Annotated in this window: 15 protein-coding genes; 3 read left to right on the forward strand and 12 right to left on the reverse strand. The window is 61.7% G+C overall.

The window, feature by feature from the left end:
* Window positions 1–124: 124 nt before the first annotated feature.
* The 10 genes from RVY79_RS00950 to ftsB all read right to left on the reverse strand — a co-directional run bounded on the left by RVY79_RS00950 (window position 125) and on the right by ftsB (window position 9,092).
* Window positions 125–1,576, reverse strand: a complete 1,452-nt coding sequence (locus RVY79_RS00950) for a TolC family outer membrane protein (RefSeq protein ID WP_317462166.1) — start codon at window positions 1,574–1,576, stop codon at window positions 125–127.
* Between the two features lie 279 nt (window positions 1,577–1,855).
* Window positions 1,856–2,833, reverse strand: a complete 978-nt coding sequence (gene rpoS / locus RVY79_RS00955) for an RNA polymerase sigma factor RpoS (RefSeq protein WP_317462167.1) — start codon at window positions 2,831–2,833, stop codon at window positions 1,856–1,858.
* Window positions 2,834–2,953: 120 nt separating this feature from the next.
* Window positions 2,954–4,090, reverse strand: a complete 1,137-nt coding sequence (locus RVY79_RS00960; protein WP_317462168.1) for a peptidoglycan DD-metalloendopeptidase family protein — start codon at window positions 4,088–4,090, stop codon at window positions 2,954–2,956.
* On the reverse strand, window positions 4,083–5,024 hold the full coding sequence (locus RVY79_RS00965; RefSeq protein WP_317462169.1) for a DUF368 domain-containing protein: 942 nt from the start codon (window positions 5,022–5,024) through the stop codon (window positions 4,083–4,085). Before RVY79_RS00965 ends, RVY79_RS00960 begins: the two co-directional genes overlap by 8 nt.
* Window positions 5,021–5,710, reverse strand: a complete 690-nt coding sequence (locus RVY79_RS00970; RefSeq protein ID WP_317462170.1) for a protein-L-isoaspartate(D-aspartate) O-methyltransferase — start codon at window positions 5,708–5,710, stop codon at window positions 5,021–5,023. The genes RVY79_RS00965 and RVY79_RS00970 overlap by 4 nt, the downstream gene beginning before the upstream one ends.
* Window positions 5,691–6,443: a 5'/3'-nucleotidase SurE gene (gene surE, locus RVY79_RS00975; protein WP_317462171.1), complete on the reverse strand. Its 753-nt coding sequence runs from the start codon at window positions 6,441–6,443 to the stop codon at window positions 5,691–5,693. The genes RVY79_RS00970 and surE overlap by 20 nt, the downstream gene beginning before the upstream one ends.
* 36 nt (window positions 6,444–6,479) lie before the next feature.
* Complete coding sequence (truD, locus tag RVY79_RS00980) at window positions 6,480–7,526, reverse strand: tRNA pseudouridine(13) synthase TruD (RefSeq protein ID WP_317462172.1); 1,047 nt, start codon at window positions 7,524–7,526, stop codon at window positions 6,480–6,482.
* A complete protein-coding gene (gene ispF / locus RVY79_RS00985; RefSeq protein ID WP_317462173.1) occupies window positions 7,523–8,011 on the reverse strand; it encodes a 2-C-methyl-D-erythritol 2,4-cyclodiphosphate synthase in 489 nt (162 codons plus the stop codon). Before ispF ends, truD begins: the two co-directional genes overlap by 4 nt.
* Window positions 8,008–8,730, reverse strand: coding sequence for a 2-C-methyl-D-erythritol 4-phosphate cytidylyltransferase (gene ispD, locus RVY79_RS00990; protein WP_317462174.1), 723 nt, complete (start codon window positions 8,728–8,730; stop codon window positions 8,008–8,010). Before ispD ends, ispF begins: the two co-directional genes overlap by 4 nt.
* On the reverse strand, window positions 8,727–9,092 hold the full coding sequence (gene ftsB / locus RVY79_RS00995) for a cell division protein FtsB (RefSeq protein ID WP_317462175.1): 366 nt from the start codon (window positions 9,090–9,092) through the stop codon (window positions 8,727–8,729). The genes ispD and ftsB overlap by 4 nt, the downstream gene beginning before the upstream one ends.
* Before the next feature lie 117 nt (window positions 9,093–9,209).
* Here ftsB and RVY79_RS01000 point away from each other — a divergent pair, with 117 nt between their 5' ends.
* Window positions 9,210–9,521, forward strand: a complete 312-nt coding sequence (locus tag RVY79_RS01000; RefSeq protein WP_317462176.1) for an NGG1p interacting factor NIF3 — start codon at window positions 9,210–9,212, stop codon at window positions 9,519–9,521.
* Between the two features lie 66 nt (window positions 9,522–9,587).
* Here the strand turns inward: RVY79_RS01000 and RVY79_RS01005 are convergent, their stop codons facing one another.
* Complete coding sequence (locus RVY79_RS01005) at window positions 9,588–10,145, reverse strand: NUDIX hydrolase (RefSeq protein WP_317462177.1); 558 nt, start codon at window positions 10,143–10,145, stop codon at window positions 9,588–9,590.
* A gap of 48 nt (window positions 10,146–10,193) precedes the next feature.
* On the opposite strand from RVY79_RS01005, the gene RVY79_RS01010 reads away from it, so the two are divergent.
* Window positions 10,194–10,817 (forward strand): CoA pyrophosphatase, encoded by a 624-nt coding sequence (locus RVY79_RS01010; protein WP_317462178.1) that lies wholly within the window; start codon window positions 10,194–10,196, stop codon window positions 10,815–10,817.
* Between the two features lie 23 nt (window positions 10,818–10,840).
* Complete coding sequence (locus tag RVY79_RS01015; RefSeq protein WP_317462179.1) at window positions 10,841–11,503, forward strand: 2OG-Fe(II) oxygenase; 663 nt, start codon at window positions 10,841–10,843, stop codon at window positions 11,501–11,503.
* A gap of 10 nt (window positions 11,504–11,513) precedes the next feature.
* On the opposite strand, the gene RVY79_RS01020 is transcribed toward RVY79_RS01015, so the two are convergent.
* Window positions 11,514–13,292 carry an acyl-CoA dehydrogenase gene (locus RVY79_RS01020; protein ID WP_317462180.1) on the reverse strand — a complete coding sequence of 593 codons (1,779 nt, stop codon included), beginning with the start codon at window positions 13,290–13,292 and terminating at the stop codon, window positions 11,514–11,516.
* Between the last annotated feature and the right edge of the window lie 204 nt (window positions 13,293–13,496).

Here is a 13,496-nt window from a genome sequence, read left to right on the forward strand (position 1 = left end):
CTCACAAGGCGATAAGCAGCGCATTATTCTACCCGCTCGCGCGGCGTGGCGCGCGGCACGATGCAAAACGCCGCACCCCCAAAGGAAAGGTGCGGCGTAACGGATGGCGCGTCTCGAACTCGCCTCAGGGCGTGGCCGACGGCCCCATGGTGGGTCGCTTGCCAATGTCTTCTATCTGACTCATGCCGCCGTCTTCGGGCAAACGAAGCTTCACTGTCTGAGTCTCCCGCAGCCACTCGTTGAGCTCACGAATCACCTGTTGATCGAGCATACCTGCCTGCTGACGCAGCGCCACCATGTCGGTCACGTAGGTGTAGCGCGCGTCGGCGTAATCGGCAATCGCTTGATAGAGGCTTTGCTCGGCATCGAGCACATCGACGATATTGCGGGTTCCCACCTCGTAGCCTGAACGCGTCGCTTCCAGTGCGCTCCGGTTGGAAATGATCGCCTGCCGCTGAGCCTCGACGCTTTCGACATCGTTCATGACCTGCGTGAACAGCGAGCGTACCTGCTGGGTGGTGTCGCGACGCTGAGCTTCGAAATCATATTGTGTGGCTTCCAGCGAATAGGTCTGCTGACGCACCTGAGCACTGGTCGCGCCACCGCTGTAGATAGGCAGCGAGGCCTGGAGGCCGACCTCAGTGCCTTCATTATGGCCATTGAGATAATCCTGATCACTATCCGAATAGTTATAATTGGCGAAGGCCGATAGTGTCGGCAGGTGGCCGGCCTGAGCCTGATCGACCTCGGCTTGCGAGACATTCACCGCTGCCTGCGCTGCTTGCACACTAGGATTATTGGCGATCGCCATACGAACCCACTTATCACGTGCCGCAGGCTCAGGGGTTTCGATAGGAATGTCTTCCGAGAGCATTTCGATGCTGTCATAACGCTTGCCGGTCAATCGCTGTAGCGCCTCGAAACTAACCTGCAGGTCATTTTCGGCGGATATACGCTGCGCACGAGCCAGATCGTACGACGCCCGGGCCTCGTTGACATCGGTAATGGCCACCAACCCGACATCGAACTGTTCCTTCGCCTGGTCGAGTTGGCGCTTGATGGCTTTTTCTTGCGCAATGCGTGCCTGGAGCACCTCATAGGCACGTAGAATCTCGAAATACGCCGAGGCGACATCGTAAAGAAGCTGCTGACGATCCGCTTGCAACAAAAGCGCTTGCTGATCAGTCTCGCGTTTGGCGATCTCCAGCGAAGCCCAGCTCGCCGCGTCGTACAGCGCTTGGGTCAATTCGAGGCTGGCACTAGTGGAATTGTAGCTATCCTCGGAGTTCCCTAAACCACTCTGGGTACCGCCCTCCTGACTCTCTAACGTGTTGTTGTGCGCCACCTGCGCAGTCGCGTCGATCTGCGGCAACAAGCTGCCACGTGCCACGTCACGTCCCGCCTCGACACTCTGGAAGGTCGACCGCGAGGCGTCCAGGGTAGCGTTGTTCTGCAAGGCATCCTGCGTGATCGTCCACAAATCGGCGGCATGCGCCTGAGAAGTGACGGCAGCGGCAATCAACACCGGCAATAAACGCAACCGAAATTTCGGCGATGACGGCTCTCGAGAGGACATCGGCTTGGGTTCCTTTCTTTTGACGCACGTCCTTTTGATGAACGTACTTTTGACTGACTTGCTTTTCACTGATTTTCTCGGGGGCGAGCTGATCACAGACTCGCCCACCGGCAGCGTCACCGCCTACAGGAGGCATCGAGGTTACATACAATGCCGCATGTATTGCTTCAGATCAATGTATCAGGAGAATATGCAAGTACCAAGGATAGTGGGAAAACACGTCATTGCTGTGACAGGTTGCAGGCATGAAGGGCCATATGGTCCTTCATGCCCGACGTGTCATTCGAAGATCGAGTCCAACGACAACCCTTGCTTCTCCAGTACTCGGCGCAGTTTTTTCAGCGCTTCGACCTGAATCTGACGTACCCGCTCGCGCGTGAGCCCGATTTCCGCGCCGACATCCTCGAGAGTCGCAGCTTCATGTCCGCGCAAACCGAAACGACGCACGACGACTTCCATTTGCTTGTCGGTCAGTTCCGCCAACCAGTCGTCGACGTGCTGTTTGACATCGTTGCCGACCAGCAACGACTCGGGTCCTGCTTCATTTTCATCGGCCAGCGTGTCGATCAAGGGTTTGTCGCTCTCGCCGCCCATCGGATAGTCGACCGACGACACCCGCTCGTTGAGCCCAAGCATCTTCTTGACAGTGCCCACCGGCTTGTCCAGAAACTCGGCGATTTCCTCGGCCGTGGCTTCGTGGTCGAGCCGTTGCGTCAACTCGCGTGCGGCGCGCAGATAAATGTTGAGTTCCTTGACCACATGGATAGGCAGGCGGATCGTGCGTGTCTGGTTCATCAGCGCCCGCTCGATGGTCTGTCGAATCCACCAGGTCGCATAGGTCGAGAAGCGAAAACCTCGCTCGGGATCGAATTTCTCCACGGCCCGAATTAGGCCCAGATTACCCTCCTCGATCAAATCAAGGAGCGACAATCCACGATTGAGGTAACGTCTGGCTATCTTGACCACCAGACGCAGATTGGACTCGATCATGCGCTGGCGTCCGGCAGGGTCGCCCTTCTGAGCCAGGCGCCCGTAGTGCACTTCTTCTTCGGGGGTCAAAAGCGGCGAAAAGCCGATTTCGTTGAGGTAGATCTGGGTAGCGTCGAGGCTTTGGTGGTAAGTGTTGTCATCACGGTTCAGCGCTTTCTCAAACGCATCGTCATCCTTGTCACGAGTGACCTCTGCGGCATCGACTTCCACTTCGTTGTCAACGTCGTCAAGATCCACACCCTGAATATCCCGCTCCAGCATGCTCATATCCGATACCCCACTTTACTGCTGCCGATTTGATGACCACAGCCGGGGCGCGAGCCACCGGCCATGGCGGACTACCCGTTTATTGTTGTGCGCATGTTCAGGGTCCGAGCCCTACCGCGCTCAACGCGACGGCAGGTACTCCATTGGGTCTTGAGGCTGGCCGTCCTGGCGCACCTCGAAATGCAATTTAACGCGATCGGCATCGGTGTCGCCCATGGTGGCGATGACGTCTCCCGCTTCGACAACATCGTTTTCCTCCACGCGCAATGTGTCGTTATGCGCGTAAGCACTCAGAAAATGGTCGTTATGCTTGAGAATGATGAGGTTGCCGTATCCACGGACGCCACTGCCGGCATACACCACGATGCCCGGTCCCGCTGCCTTGACAGGTTGCCCCTTTTCCCCGGCGATATCAATGCCAGCCGTCACGCTGGATTCATCATCGAAGCCGCTGACGACATCGCCCTGGGTGGGCCACTGCCAAGCGACATTATCAACCGGCTGGTACTCGCGTTGCGAACGATCGGTAGCCGCCTTGCTCTCGCCGGCAACGCGCGTGCCGGCATCACTGTCACCGCTGGTGGCGGCAGACGACGTACCGCCTGTCGTACCGCTCTCATCGCCCTGACGGGACGCTTTGTCGGTTGCCGTCTCCTGCGGCGCGTCACTGACGGATGACGCATCCGGGACCTTACGGGTGTCTGTGCCATCTCCTGCAGAGTCGGTCGCATCTTCCGCGTCGTAGACCGGCCCCGGCGCACCAACGCCGCCGACCTTGGAAGCAGCCTCTACAGCCTGTGGATCGGTAGCGACGCCATCCGGCTCGCGAGATGACGGTGATGAACTCTCCGCCGGTGCCAGCCAGTCATCGTCAGTGCCAGCACCGCTGGACGTGTTTCCACCGCCCAGCGGAGTTGTCACCGCGGCTGTCATCTCATCCGAAGATGCCCCTGACGGCGACGCACTTGAGGACGCCTCGGGGCTACCTTCGGACGTCAAGCGCAACGTCTGCCCTGGCTCGATGCGATAGGGAGGCGTGATGCCGTTGAGATGCGCCAAGTCACGAAAATCGAGATTGTTCTGCCAGGCGATGCCGTACAGGGTATCGCCCGACTTCACGGTATACGTACTCGGGGGGGCGCTGTTACGGCTGACCGAAAGGTCCTGCACCTGGGGAGCGCCGCTGGAGCTTACACACCCCGCCAGGCCCAGCGCCACGAGTCCCAGCGCAGGCAGTAGTCGACGAGAGTCAGACATGAGTTCGATCCTCCTGAAAGGGGGAAGGACTGCGTTCACCGATCACCATGACCAGCACCAGGCCGGCGATCATCAGAGCGATCGCCGCCAACAAGTGGGCTGGTTCACCGGTAATCGCGCTGTAGTCCGAAGGCATGAGATAGCGATAATCGAGCGGCACGATCTTGCCATCGCCGGCAAGGCGGTAGCTGGCGAGTTCGCGCCATGGCCAGAGTTGTGGCAATGAACCGAGAATGAAGCCGACCAGGGTCAAGAGCGTCCCCACTCGGTAGTGATGAAAAAGCCATGAGAGTACGCGCGAGAAAACCATCAAGCCGATGACGCAGCCCGCCCCGAAGGTCGCGATCAGGGACAGGTCGACGCTTTTGATGCCTTCCATGACCGTCCCGTAAAGCCCCATCACCAATAATAGAAAACTCCCCGAGACGCCCGGCAACAGCATCGCACTGATGGCAATGGCGCCGCCCACCACCAATATCCACTGACTGGCCTCGCTGGGTGCCGGCAGCAGGCTGGGCAGCCACAACGCTGCGCAGACACCTAGAATCAAGGGAAAGGCATGCCGCCACTGCCAATCACCGATCTGTCGGCCCACGACGATGGCCGAGGCCAGCACCAATCCGAAGAAGAAGGCATTGAGCAGCAACTGGTGATGGTCCAGCAGCCAGGTGACGAGATGCGCGACACTCACCAGACTCGCCACGATCCCCAGCAGCAAGGGCAGCAAAAACGCCAGATTGAGATACTTCACGAGCCCCGTCAGACCGCCACGACGCCACACTCCGAAGGCGCGGGGGCCGAACTGCTTGATCGAGTCAATCAACTCTTCGTAGATGCCGGTGATGAAAGCAATGGTGCCGCCGGAAACTCCGGGGACTGCGTCCGCAGCGCCCATCCCGGCGCCTTTGAAGAAAAGCGTCAGATAACGCTTCATTGTATGACCCCTTCCAATAGCGGTACGAATCTGACGCGTTCAAGTCGTGTTCGTTCGAATGTGGTGCCGCGGCGCCGCACGCGTGTCAGCCATTGGCGGCCCGCCTCATCCTCAAGCGGTGCGATCAGTTCTCCCCCATCACCCAACTGAGACAATAGCTCCTGGGGGAGTACGCTGGCACAGGCAGTGAAGAGGATGACATCGAAGGGGGCGGCCTGTGGCCATCCATGCCCGCCATCTTCATGGCGCAGGCGCACGTTATAGACGCCCAGCATGGCCAGGCGAGAGGCGGCTCTGCGATGCAGCGCCCCGATGCGTTCGATGCTGCATACCGACTCGACAAGACGCGCCAGAATCAGCGTCTGATAGCCCGAGCCGGTCCCTACCTCCAGCACGCGTCGCGGTTGCGCGGCCAACACCAGTTCGGTCATCCGCGCCACGATCCACGGCTGCGAAAGCGTCTGGCCATGACCCAACGGCAAGGCGGTATCCTCATAAGCGCGGTGCGACAGCGCCTCGTCGAGAAAGACGTGACGCGGTTCGCGCGCCATGACGTCGAGCACCCGGGTATCGCGAATACCACCTGCTTGCAGGCGGCGTATCAGTCGATTGCGAGTACGCTGCGAGGTCATGCCAATGCCACCGAATCGGTACATATCGTGAGTATCAGGCGTTTGACAATGCATCCAGCCAGTTCCGTACGTCGTCCAACGCGGCATGCCGCGTTAGATCGGTCTGAAGGGGTGTGATCGATACGAATCCCGCTTCGATGGCCGCGAAATCGGTGTCCGCCCCATCATCGGCGTTATCGCCGACGGCGGCAATCCAATAACGCTCACGGCCACGCGGATCTTTCACCTTCATCGGCTGGGCCGCAGGCCCGCGATATCCCATGCGCGTCACTCGCACACCCTGGATGTCCTCCCAGGGCACGTCCGGCACATTGACGTTGAGCAGGCTCCGCGGCGGCAATGACAGCGACTCCGCCGCCCCCACCAGGGTTGACGCGACACGCCCAGCCGTCTCGAAATAGCGCTCGCCACACAAGGAGACGGCAATCGCCGCCATGCCTAAATTGCGTCCTTCCATCGCGGCGGCCACGGTACCCGAATACAACACGTCATCGCCCAGGTTGCCGCCATGGTTGATTCCCGAGATGACCAAGTCTGGCTTCTCGTCCCAGACGCCGTTAACCCCCAGGTACACGCAATCGGCCGGCGTGCCGTCGACCGAATAGAAGCCGTTGTCGAGCGCCGTCAACGACAAGGGGCGCGTCAGCGTCAGCGAGTTACTGGCCCCGCTCTTGTCGCGGTCCGGGGCCACCACACGCAGGCGCCCATGTGCCGAGAGCGCATCATGAAGCGCGCGTAGCCCCGGCGCATGGACGCCATCATCGTTGGATAACAGTAACTTGCGCATATCTATCCTCTTGCTTGTCTGATAGCCGGTATCCCTTCACAGCAACGGGTGGTGCATCAATTCACGCAATACCGAGGTGGCGAAGGCACCACGCGGCAAGCCGAAACCGAGTGTCATCCGGTCAGAGGTCTCATGGGTCAGCGACGGTGCGTCAAGCGGCACGCATAGCGCACGCCGATCCAAGCGCACGCCGGCCGCTTCCAGTCCCTGCGTCAGCGTTTCATGTTGCATCGCGAGCCGCGTTTCTTCCGCTGCCACCTCCGCACCACTCTCCAGACGCCCGCGCCCCCACAAGGGACCGGTGGGGGTGACGTCGCCGCGCGCGGCGCGTTCATGCAAGGTGGCATCGATGTCGTCGGCCACAAAACGGCTGGACGTCCCCGCCAACGCCAGCACATCGCCGGGACGCGGGGTTCGCCAGGTCTGCGCGCGCAGACGCGCAGCCAGCACCTCATTGAACAGGAAGCTGCGCGCTGCGGAAAGCTGCATGCCATGCGGATCGTCACGCTTGCGCCAACCGCGTGCGAAGGCTTTCTGGGCAAGCACCAGATTGCGTCCTTCGCGGCCGAAGCGTTGCGGCCCGAAGTAATTGGGCACACCGTCTTCGCACAGAGTCCGCCAACGGCGCGCCAGATCGGGATGCGATGCAACTTCGCCACTCAGGCGAAGCGTGAAACGGTTAGCGCGATGCACGCCGCGCTTGAGCTTGCGTGGATGGCGTTGTGCATCATGCACCACGATCCCCACATCGCTCAGTTGGGCGCGGAACGCCTCGGGAGCATCACGCCCCGGCAAGTGCACCGAGAGCCATTGGCGGGTGACCGCGACGCGGTCCTTGAGGCCACTATATCCCACGTCGCGCGGGCGCACACCACACACCCGCGCCACATGCTTGACGGCTTCCGGCGTGGTCAAATCGCGCTTCTCGATCCACAGCCAGAGGTGTTCGCCCTGTCCTTCCGGCGCAAAATCAAACACCTCCTCGACGAGGAAGTCATCGGGCGTCATGCGAAACTCGCCCGACGCCCGTGGCTCGCCATGGGCGCGGGGCCAGTCGGGTGGCCAAAGCGACATATCGATCATGTCGCATCCGCGCGTGCCAGTAGCACCACGGCCTCGGCGGCGATGCCTTCCTTGCGCCCGGTGAAGCCAAGCCGCTCGCTGGTGGTCGCCTTGACGTTGACCGCGTCTTTCTCCATTCCCAGCGTCTCGGCGATACGCGTGCGCATCAGCGCGATGTGGTCGGCGAGGCGCGGCGCCTGAGCGATGACGGTGGTATCCAGGTTGACGATCCGATAGCCCGAGGCGATCAACTGCTCGTGTACCCGGCACAGCAATTCACGACTGTCGGCACCGGCCCAGGCTGCGTCGGTATCGGGAAAATGATGGCCGATATCGCCCAGGCCGCAGGCGCCGAGCAGAGCATCGCACAATGCATGCAGTAGAACGTCGCCGTCCGAATGGGCAATGAAGCCATGCGTATGCGCGATGCGCACGCCGCCGATCATCAGGTGATCGCCATCGCCGAAGCGGTGCACGTCAAAACCGTGACCAATACGTAACGTCATGAGCAAGTCTCGTCGGAAATCGTGGAATCCCAGGCGGCCTCGCTGAGAAGCCGCGTAGCGAGGGCAAAATCCTCGGGGTGCGTGATCTTGAGATTATCCCGGCGGCCGGGCACCAAGCGCGGTGCCAGGCCCAGCGCCTCGAGTGCTGAGGCCTCGTCGGTGAGCGCCACACGCGTGTCACGGGCATGCGCGAAGGCCCGACACAGCACGCGATAGGAAGCACCTTGCGGCGTCATGGCATGCCATAGCCCCTCGCGCGACACGGTATGCACGACGTGCCCATCGGCATCGGCGCGCTTCATGGTGTCGGCCACCGGCGCTGCCAGCAGCCCCCCGTCGGGCGAGCTTTCCAGCACCCCGCGCAGGCGACGCAAGTCCTCAAGCGCCACGCAAGGCCGCGCGACATCGTGGACCAGCACCAGGTCAGCGTCCGCCGCGCTACCCTCGAGCGAGGCCAGCGCATTGGCCACTGAATCGGCGCGCTCCTGCCCGCCGGGCACCCGCTGCCAGTCGGCGAAAGGCACCCACTCGGGCGAGAAGCGGGCATCGTCGGCATCAAGGCACAGGCGCAGAGCCGCGTTCGGAAAGGCGTCATGCAGACGCGCCAACGTATGCGCCAGCACCGGACGGCCCGCGATCTCGAGATACTGCTTGGGCAAGGTAGCGCCCATGCGACGGCCTTGCCCCGCCGCCGGCACGATTAGCCAAAGTCGACTCACGGTGCGGCCTCCTCGGGCATCGCCGCCGCTTTCTCGGGATCACCCTGCAGCGCGGTCGCGCTTTGCTCCAGAATGGAGCGCTCGGCGGTCACGCCGGGGACCCAGAAGAACTGTTCGTCACGGCGGACCATGCCCAGGTCACTGCGCGCCCGCTCCTCGATGGCATCGAGTCCGTTCTTGAGGTCGATCACTTCCGCCGCCAAGCGGTCGTTGCGCGCTTGTAGACGCTCGTTTTTCTCCTCGAGCACATCGGCACGGTGACGAATATGGTTGAGTTCGAGCACTCCCCCCTCACCGAACCACAGGTGATACTGCAGTAGAACGATCAGTACCACTAGTGCAATGCATATCCACTTCAACATCGTTGGTTCCGTCCTGGACCGACAGCTGCTCGGCATTATGCCATCATCAAGGCACCCGCGCAGTCCGCGCGGCGAGCCTTCGCCGCGCGTCTGACCGACGATGCCAAGGAGCCGCCCATGTACAAACTCGCGTTTTTCGTTCCTGTGGACGATGCCGAAAGCGTCAAGGAAGCCGTGTTCGCCACCGGTGCCGGGCGCATCGGCGACTACGAGGCCTGCTGCTTCCAAACGCCTGGACAAGGCCAGTTTCGCCCGCGCGACGGCGCCGACCCGCATATCGGCCAGGTCGGCGCGCTCACTCATGTCACAGAATTGAAGGTCGAACTGGTCTGCGACGACGATCATCTAGAAGCCGCCGTGGCGGCGCTCAAACTGGCTCACCCCTACGAGGAGCCGGCGTATGAAGCGTGGCGTCTGGTAGATATCTAGATTGTGTACGGAAACTGACCGTCGCTCGCCAGTGTGTCAGATACAGCTTAGGCTTGCGCGAGTCGCTTACGCACTGCCCAAATAACGCTCGCGGTCCTCGGCGGTGATATCGCTCACGTGAAGCGGATAATCACCGCCGCGGCGATCGTCGAAATAGTGGCGCAAGGTGCGTTCGATGGTGGGGAAAGCCAACTCGTGCCAGGGGATCTCGGCTTCCTCGAACAGCGCCACTTCGAGACTCTCGGGACCGGACGCATAGTCGCCGCGCAGTGCGCCACGGAAGATCATGTAGACCTGGTTGATGTGCGGCAGGTTGATGAGCGTATAAAGGCCCTCGAGGTCGACGTCGGCGCAGGCTTCCTCGCGTGTCTCGCGCATGGCGGCTTGGGATGTGGTTTCGCCGTTTTCCATGAAACCTGCGGGCAGCGTCCAGTAGCCCATACGAGGTGCGATGGCACGCCGGCACAACAAGACGCGCTCACCCGCTACCGGTAAGGTACCGGCTACGATACGCGGGTTCTGGTAATGAATGGTGCCGCAGGCATCGCAGAGAAAACGCCTGCGATCGTCGCCCTCGGGAATCGCGAAGCGCACGGTTTGGCCACAATGGCTACAGAAATTCATGGTCGTCCTCGGGCGAGCGATACGGCGCCCCATTAGGTGAAAAGCAACATGTTAGAGACTCTGCGCGAACGCCTGCAAGCGCATCGACCACGGCAATTGCGCGCCGACATGCCGAGAGCCGCAGTGCTGCTTGCGATCGTCGAGCGCCACGAGCCCACGCTCGTACTGACACGTCGCGCTGGTCATCTCGCGCAGCATGGCGGGCAGGTCGCGTTTCCCGGCGGCAAGGTCGAGCCCGAGGATGCCGACTTGTGGGCCACGGCCTTGCGTGAAGCACACGAAGAGATCGCCCTGCCGCCCGCGCACGTCGCGCTCCTCGGCCGGCTGAGCGATGTCACCTCGCGCCACGGCATCTGCGTGACGCCATTCGTCGGCCTGATTCCGCCCGGCCTCCCCTTGAGACCGGACCATAATGAGTTGGATACCATTTTCGAGGTGCCGCTGGCGTGGTTCCTAGAGGATCGCCGCAGCCACACGGATGTCATCCGTCACGGCGAGTACACCTATTATGTGCCCAGCTACGCCTACGCCAATCATGTAATATGGGGGCTGTCGGCGATGATGCTGGTCGAACTGCTGGCGGTGGGGTTCGCGCGCCCCATCAGCCTCGACCGTGCGCCCCTCGGTAGTCCGTTGCGTCATCTGCCCGCACCACCCCCGCCACGGCCTTGAAACCTGCACTGGACCCTCTCTGCATGTCGCAATCTAACCCCGCCGACTACCTCGACATGGCCGCGTTACCCCGGCTGCTTGATGCGCTGGTCACGCAGGGCTGGTTCGTCGGCGAACGCTTCATCGATACCGCGCTATGCCACACCTTGCAGGCGGAATTGCAGACGCTGAAGGCACGCTCGCATCTCGACGAAGCCGGCATCGGCCGCGGCCAGGCGCACCGTATCAAACGCGATGTTCGAGGTGATGCCATTCATTGGCTGGATCGCGAAAGCCGGGCCCAGCGCCAATACCTGACGGTCATGACATTCTTGCAGCAGGCCATCAATCGAGAGCTCTATCTGGGGCTTTTCGAGTTCGAGGCGCACTTTGCCTTGTACCCGCCCGGTGCCTTCTACAAAAAGCACCTCGACAGCTTTCGCGGCCGCAGCAACCGCATCATCTCGACTGTGCTGTATCTCAATCCCGCATGGACGACAACGCATGGCGGCGAAATGGCGTTGTTCGACCCCGACGCCCCCGAGCGTGAAATCGCGCGGATACATCCCGAACTCGGCACTTTCGTGTGTTTTCTCGCCGACCGCATCCCCCACGAGGTGCTGCCTACCCAGGCCCCACGCGCCAGCATCGCCGGCTGGTTCCGCCGCAACACCTCGCTGGGCGGCACCATCGACCCGGCCCGCTGAAGACCCCGCTTTACCACGCTTCGTCGAACACGCCCGGATCGGCCTCGATCGCGGCAAGATGCGCTCTCCCCATGGGTAGCCACTGGCGCAAGACGAAATTCGCACTGGCCAGTTTGGCCTGATAGAAGGCATCGTCACTCCCGGTTGCCAGCGCCGCCTGCGCGATCAGTGCCGCACGCCCCATCTGCCAGGCACACAACACATGACCGGTCAACGCCAGCAATGGTGTCGCCAGGGCCTGGAGCGCGTCGGCGCCGCGCGCGGCATCATCGCCCCGCGCCAGCACGATCGCCACCGCCCGGCGTAGATCCATCACGCCCTGATGCAGCGACACACCCAAGTTAGCGAGATCAGCATCGGCGGTAAGTTCATCGGCGCAAGCAGCGACCTCGTCGAGCACGCCACCCAAGGCGGCACCGCCATCGCGGTAGATCTTCCGACCGGCGAGGTCGAGCGCTTGAATGCCATTGGTGCCTTCATAGATAGGCGCGATGCGTGCATCGCGTAGATGCTGCGCGGCGCCGGTCTCTTCGATATACCCCATGCCACCATGTACCTGAATGCCAAGCGACGCGATGTCTACCGCCTGGTCGGTAGAAAAGGCTTTGACCACCGGCGTGTAGAGATCGACCCGCTGCTGGGCGCGTTGCCTTCCGTCCGCCGTGGGCGCATGCCGAGCACGGTCCATCTCGCTAGCCGAGAGCAAGGCCAGAGCCCGCAGGGCTTCCAGGCGCGCGCGCATCGACAGCAGCATACGGCGCACATCAAAGTGCTCGCTGAGCACGGCGGGGCGGCCACCGCGCGCTTCGGGCGTGCGGCCTTGCACGCGCTCGGCGGCATACGCACGCGCTTGCTGATAAGATCGCTCGGCCACGCCAATACCTTGAATACCCACCTTGTGGCGCGCCGCGTTCATCATCGTGAACATGTGTTGAAGCCCGCGGCCGGGTTCGCCGACCCGATACCCGATGGCGCCCTCGTGTTCGCCGAAGCTGAGCATGCAGGTCGGCGAGCCATGAATGCCTAGCTTATGCTCCAGCGACACGCAGCTCACATCATTGCGCTCTCCCAGATGCCCCTGTTCATCGACCAGGAACTTGGGCACCAGAAACAGCGATATACCGCGATTGCCCTCGGCGGCATCCGGCAGACGAGCGAGGACCAGGTGGATGATGTTGTCGGCGCAGTCATGCTCGCCCCAGGTGATGAATATCTTCTGGCCGCTGATGCGATAGTGCTCGCCTTCCGGCACTGCCCGCGTACGAACCACCGATAAATCCGAGCCGGCCTGTGGCTCGGTGAGGTTCATGGTGCCCGTCCACTCGCCACTGACCAGCTTTTCCAGATAGCGCGCCTTGAGTGCCTCGCTGCCATGCTGGGCCAGTGCTTCGACGGCCCCCGCCGTCAATAGCGGGCACAGCGCCAACGCCATGTTGGCGGCTTGCCACATTTCCTGCACCGCGCTGGCGACGACCTCCGGCAGACCCTGCCCGCCATGAGCAGGATCGCTGCCGATGCCGTTCCACCCGCCCTCGACGAAGGCACGATAGGCCTCGGCGAAGCCCGCCGGCGTGTGCACTTCACCTTCTACCAGGCGGCACCCTTGTTCATCGCCACGACGATTGAGTGGTGCCCACACCTCACCGGCCAAGCGTGCAGCCTCGTCGAGGATGGCAGTGACCAGATCCTCTGAAAGCTCTTGATACTCGGGTAGACGAAGCGAGCGGTGCTCGAGGAGCTCCTCGAGGACGAAGCGAAGATCGCGTAACGGCGCGGCATAGGAAGACATGGCTCACCTTCATCGTTCAGACGTTTATCATTCAAACGTATGTGTCAATTGGAATACATGCCGTGATCATAGAGGTACCGGCCGCGACGAGCCATTAGCCGAACGGTGCAGTGATTGTCCCTAGCGGTTGAAAGACGATACATAACCAAGTATTTTTATTGAACAATCAATCAATAAAAAAGATTCATTCCATTGGTAGTCATG

The sequence above is a fragment of the Chromohalobacter sp. HP20-39 genome, from assembly GCF_033052815.1.
GTDB lineage: Bacteria > Pseudomonadota > Gammaproteobacteria > Pseudomonadales > Halomonadaceae > Chromohalobacter.

What these genes read in the sequence shown, in the direction of transcription:
- RVY79_RS00950 (WP_317462166.1), bottom strand. Translation starts at nt 1,576, where the DNA reads ATGTCCTCTCGAGAGCCGTCATCGCCGAAATTTCGGTTGCGTTTATTG.
- rpoS (WP_317462167.1), bottom strand. Translation starts at nt 2,833, where the DNA reads ATGAGCATGCTGGAGCGGGATATTCAGGGTGTGGATCTTGACGACGTT.
- RVY79_RS00960 (WP_317462168.1), bottom strand. Translation starts at nt 4,090, where the DNA reads ATGTCTGACTCTCGTCGACTACTGCCTGCGCTGGGACTCGTGGCGCTG.
- RVY79_RS00965 (WP_317462169.1), bottom strand. Translation starts at nt 5,024, where the DNA reads ATGAAGCGTTATCTGACGCTTTTCTTCAAAGGCGCCGGGATGGGCGCT.
- RVY79_RS00970 (WP_317462170.1), bottom strand. Translation starts at nt 5,710, where the DNA reads ATGCATTGTCAAACGCCTGATACTCACGATATGTACCGATTCGGTGGC.
- surE (WP_317462171.1), bottom strand. Translation starts at nt 6,443, where the DNA reads ATGCGCAAGTTACTGTTATCCAACGATGATGGCGTCCATGCGCCGGGG.
- truD (WP_317462172.1), bottom strand. Translation starts at nt 7,526, where the DNA reads ATGATCGATATGTCGCTTTGGCCACCCGACTGGCCCCGCGCCCATGGC.
- ispF (WP_317462173.1), bottom strand. Translation starts at nt 8,011, where the DNA reads ATGACGTTACGTATTGGTCACGGTTTTGACGTGCACCGCTTCGGCGAT.
- ftsB (WP_317462175.1), bottom strand. Translation starts at nt 9,092, where the DNA reads ATGTTGAAGTGGATATGCATTGCACTAGTGGTACTGATCGTTCTACTG.
- RVY79_RS01000 (WP_317462176.1), top strand. Translation starts at nt 9,210, where the DNA reads ATGTACAAACTCGCGTTTTTCGTTCCTGTGGACGATGCCGAAAGCGTC.
- RVY79_RS01005 (WP_317462177.1), bottom strand. Translation starts at nt 10,145, where the DNA reads ATGAATTTCTGTAGCCATTGTGGCCAAACCGTGCGCTTCGCGATTCCC.
- RVY79_RS01010 (WP_317462178.1), top strand. Translation starts at nt 10,194, where the DNA reads ATGTTAGAGACTCTGCGCGAACGCCTGCAAGCGCATCGACCACGGCAA.
- RVY79_RS01015 (WP_317462179.1), top strand. Translation starts at nt 10,841, where the DNA reads ATGTCGCAATCTAACCCCGCCGACTACCTCGACATGGCCGCGTTACCC.
- RVY79_RS01020 (WP_317462180.1), bottom strand. Translation starts at nt 13,292, where the DNA reads ATGTCTTCCTATGCCGCGCCGTTACGCGATCTTCGCTTCGTCCTCGAG.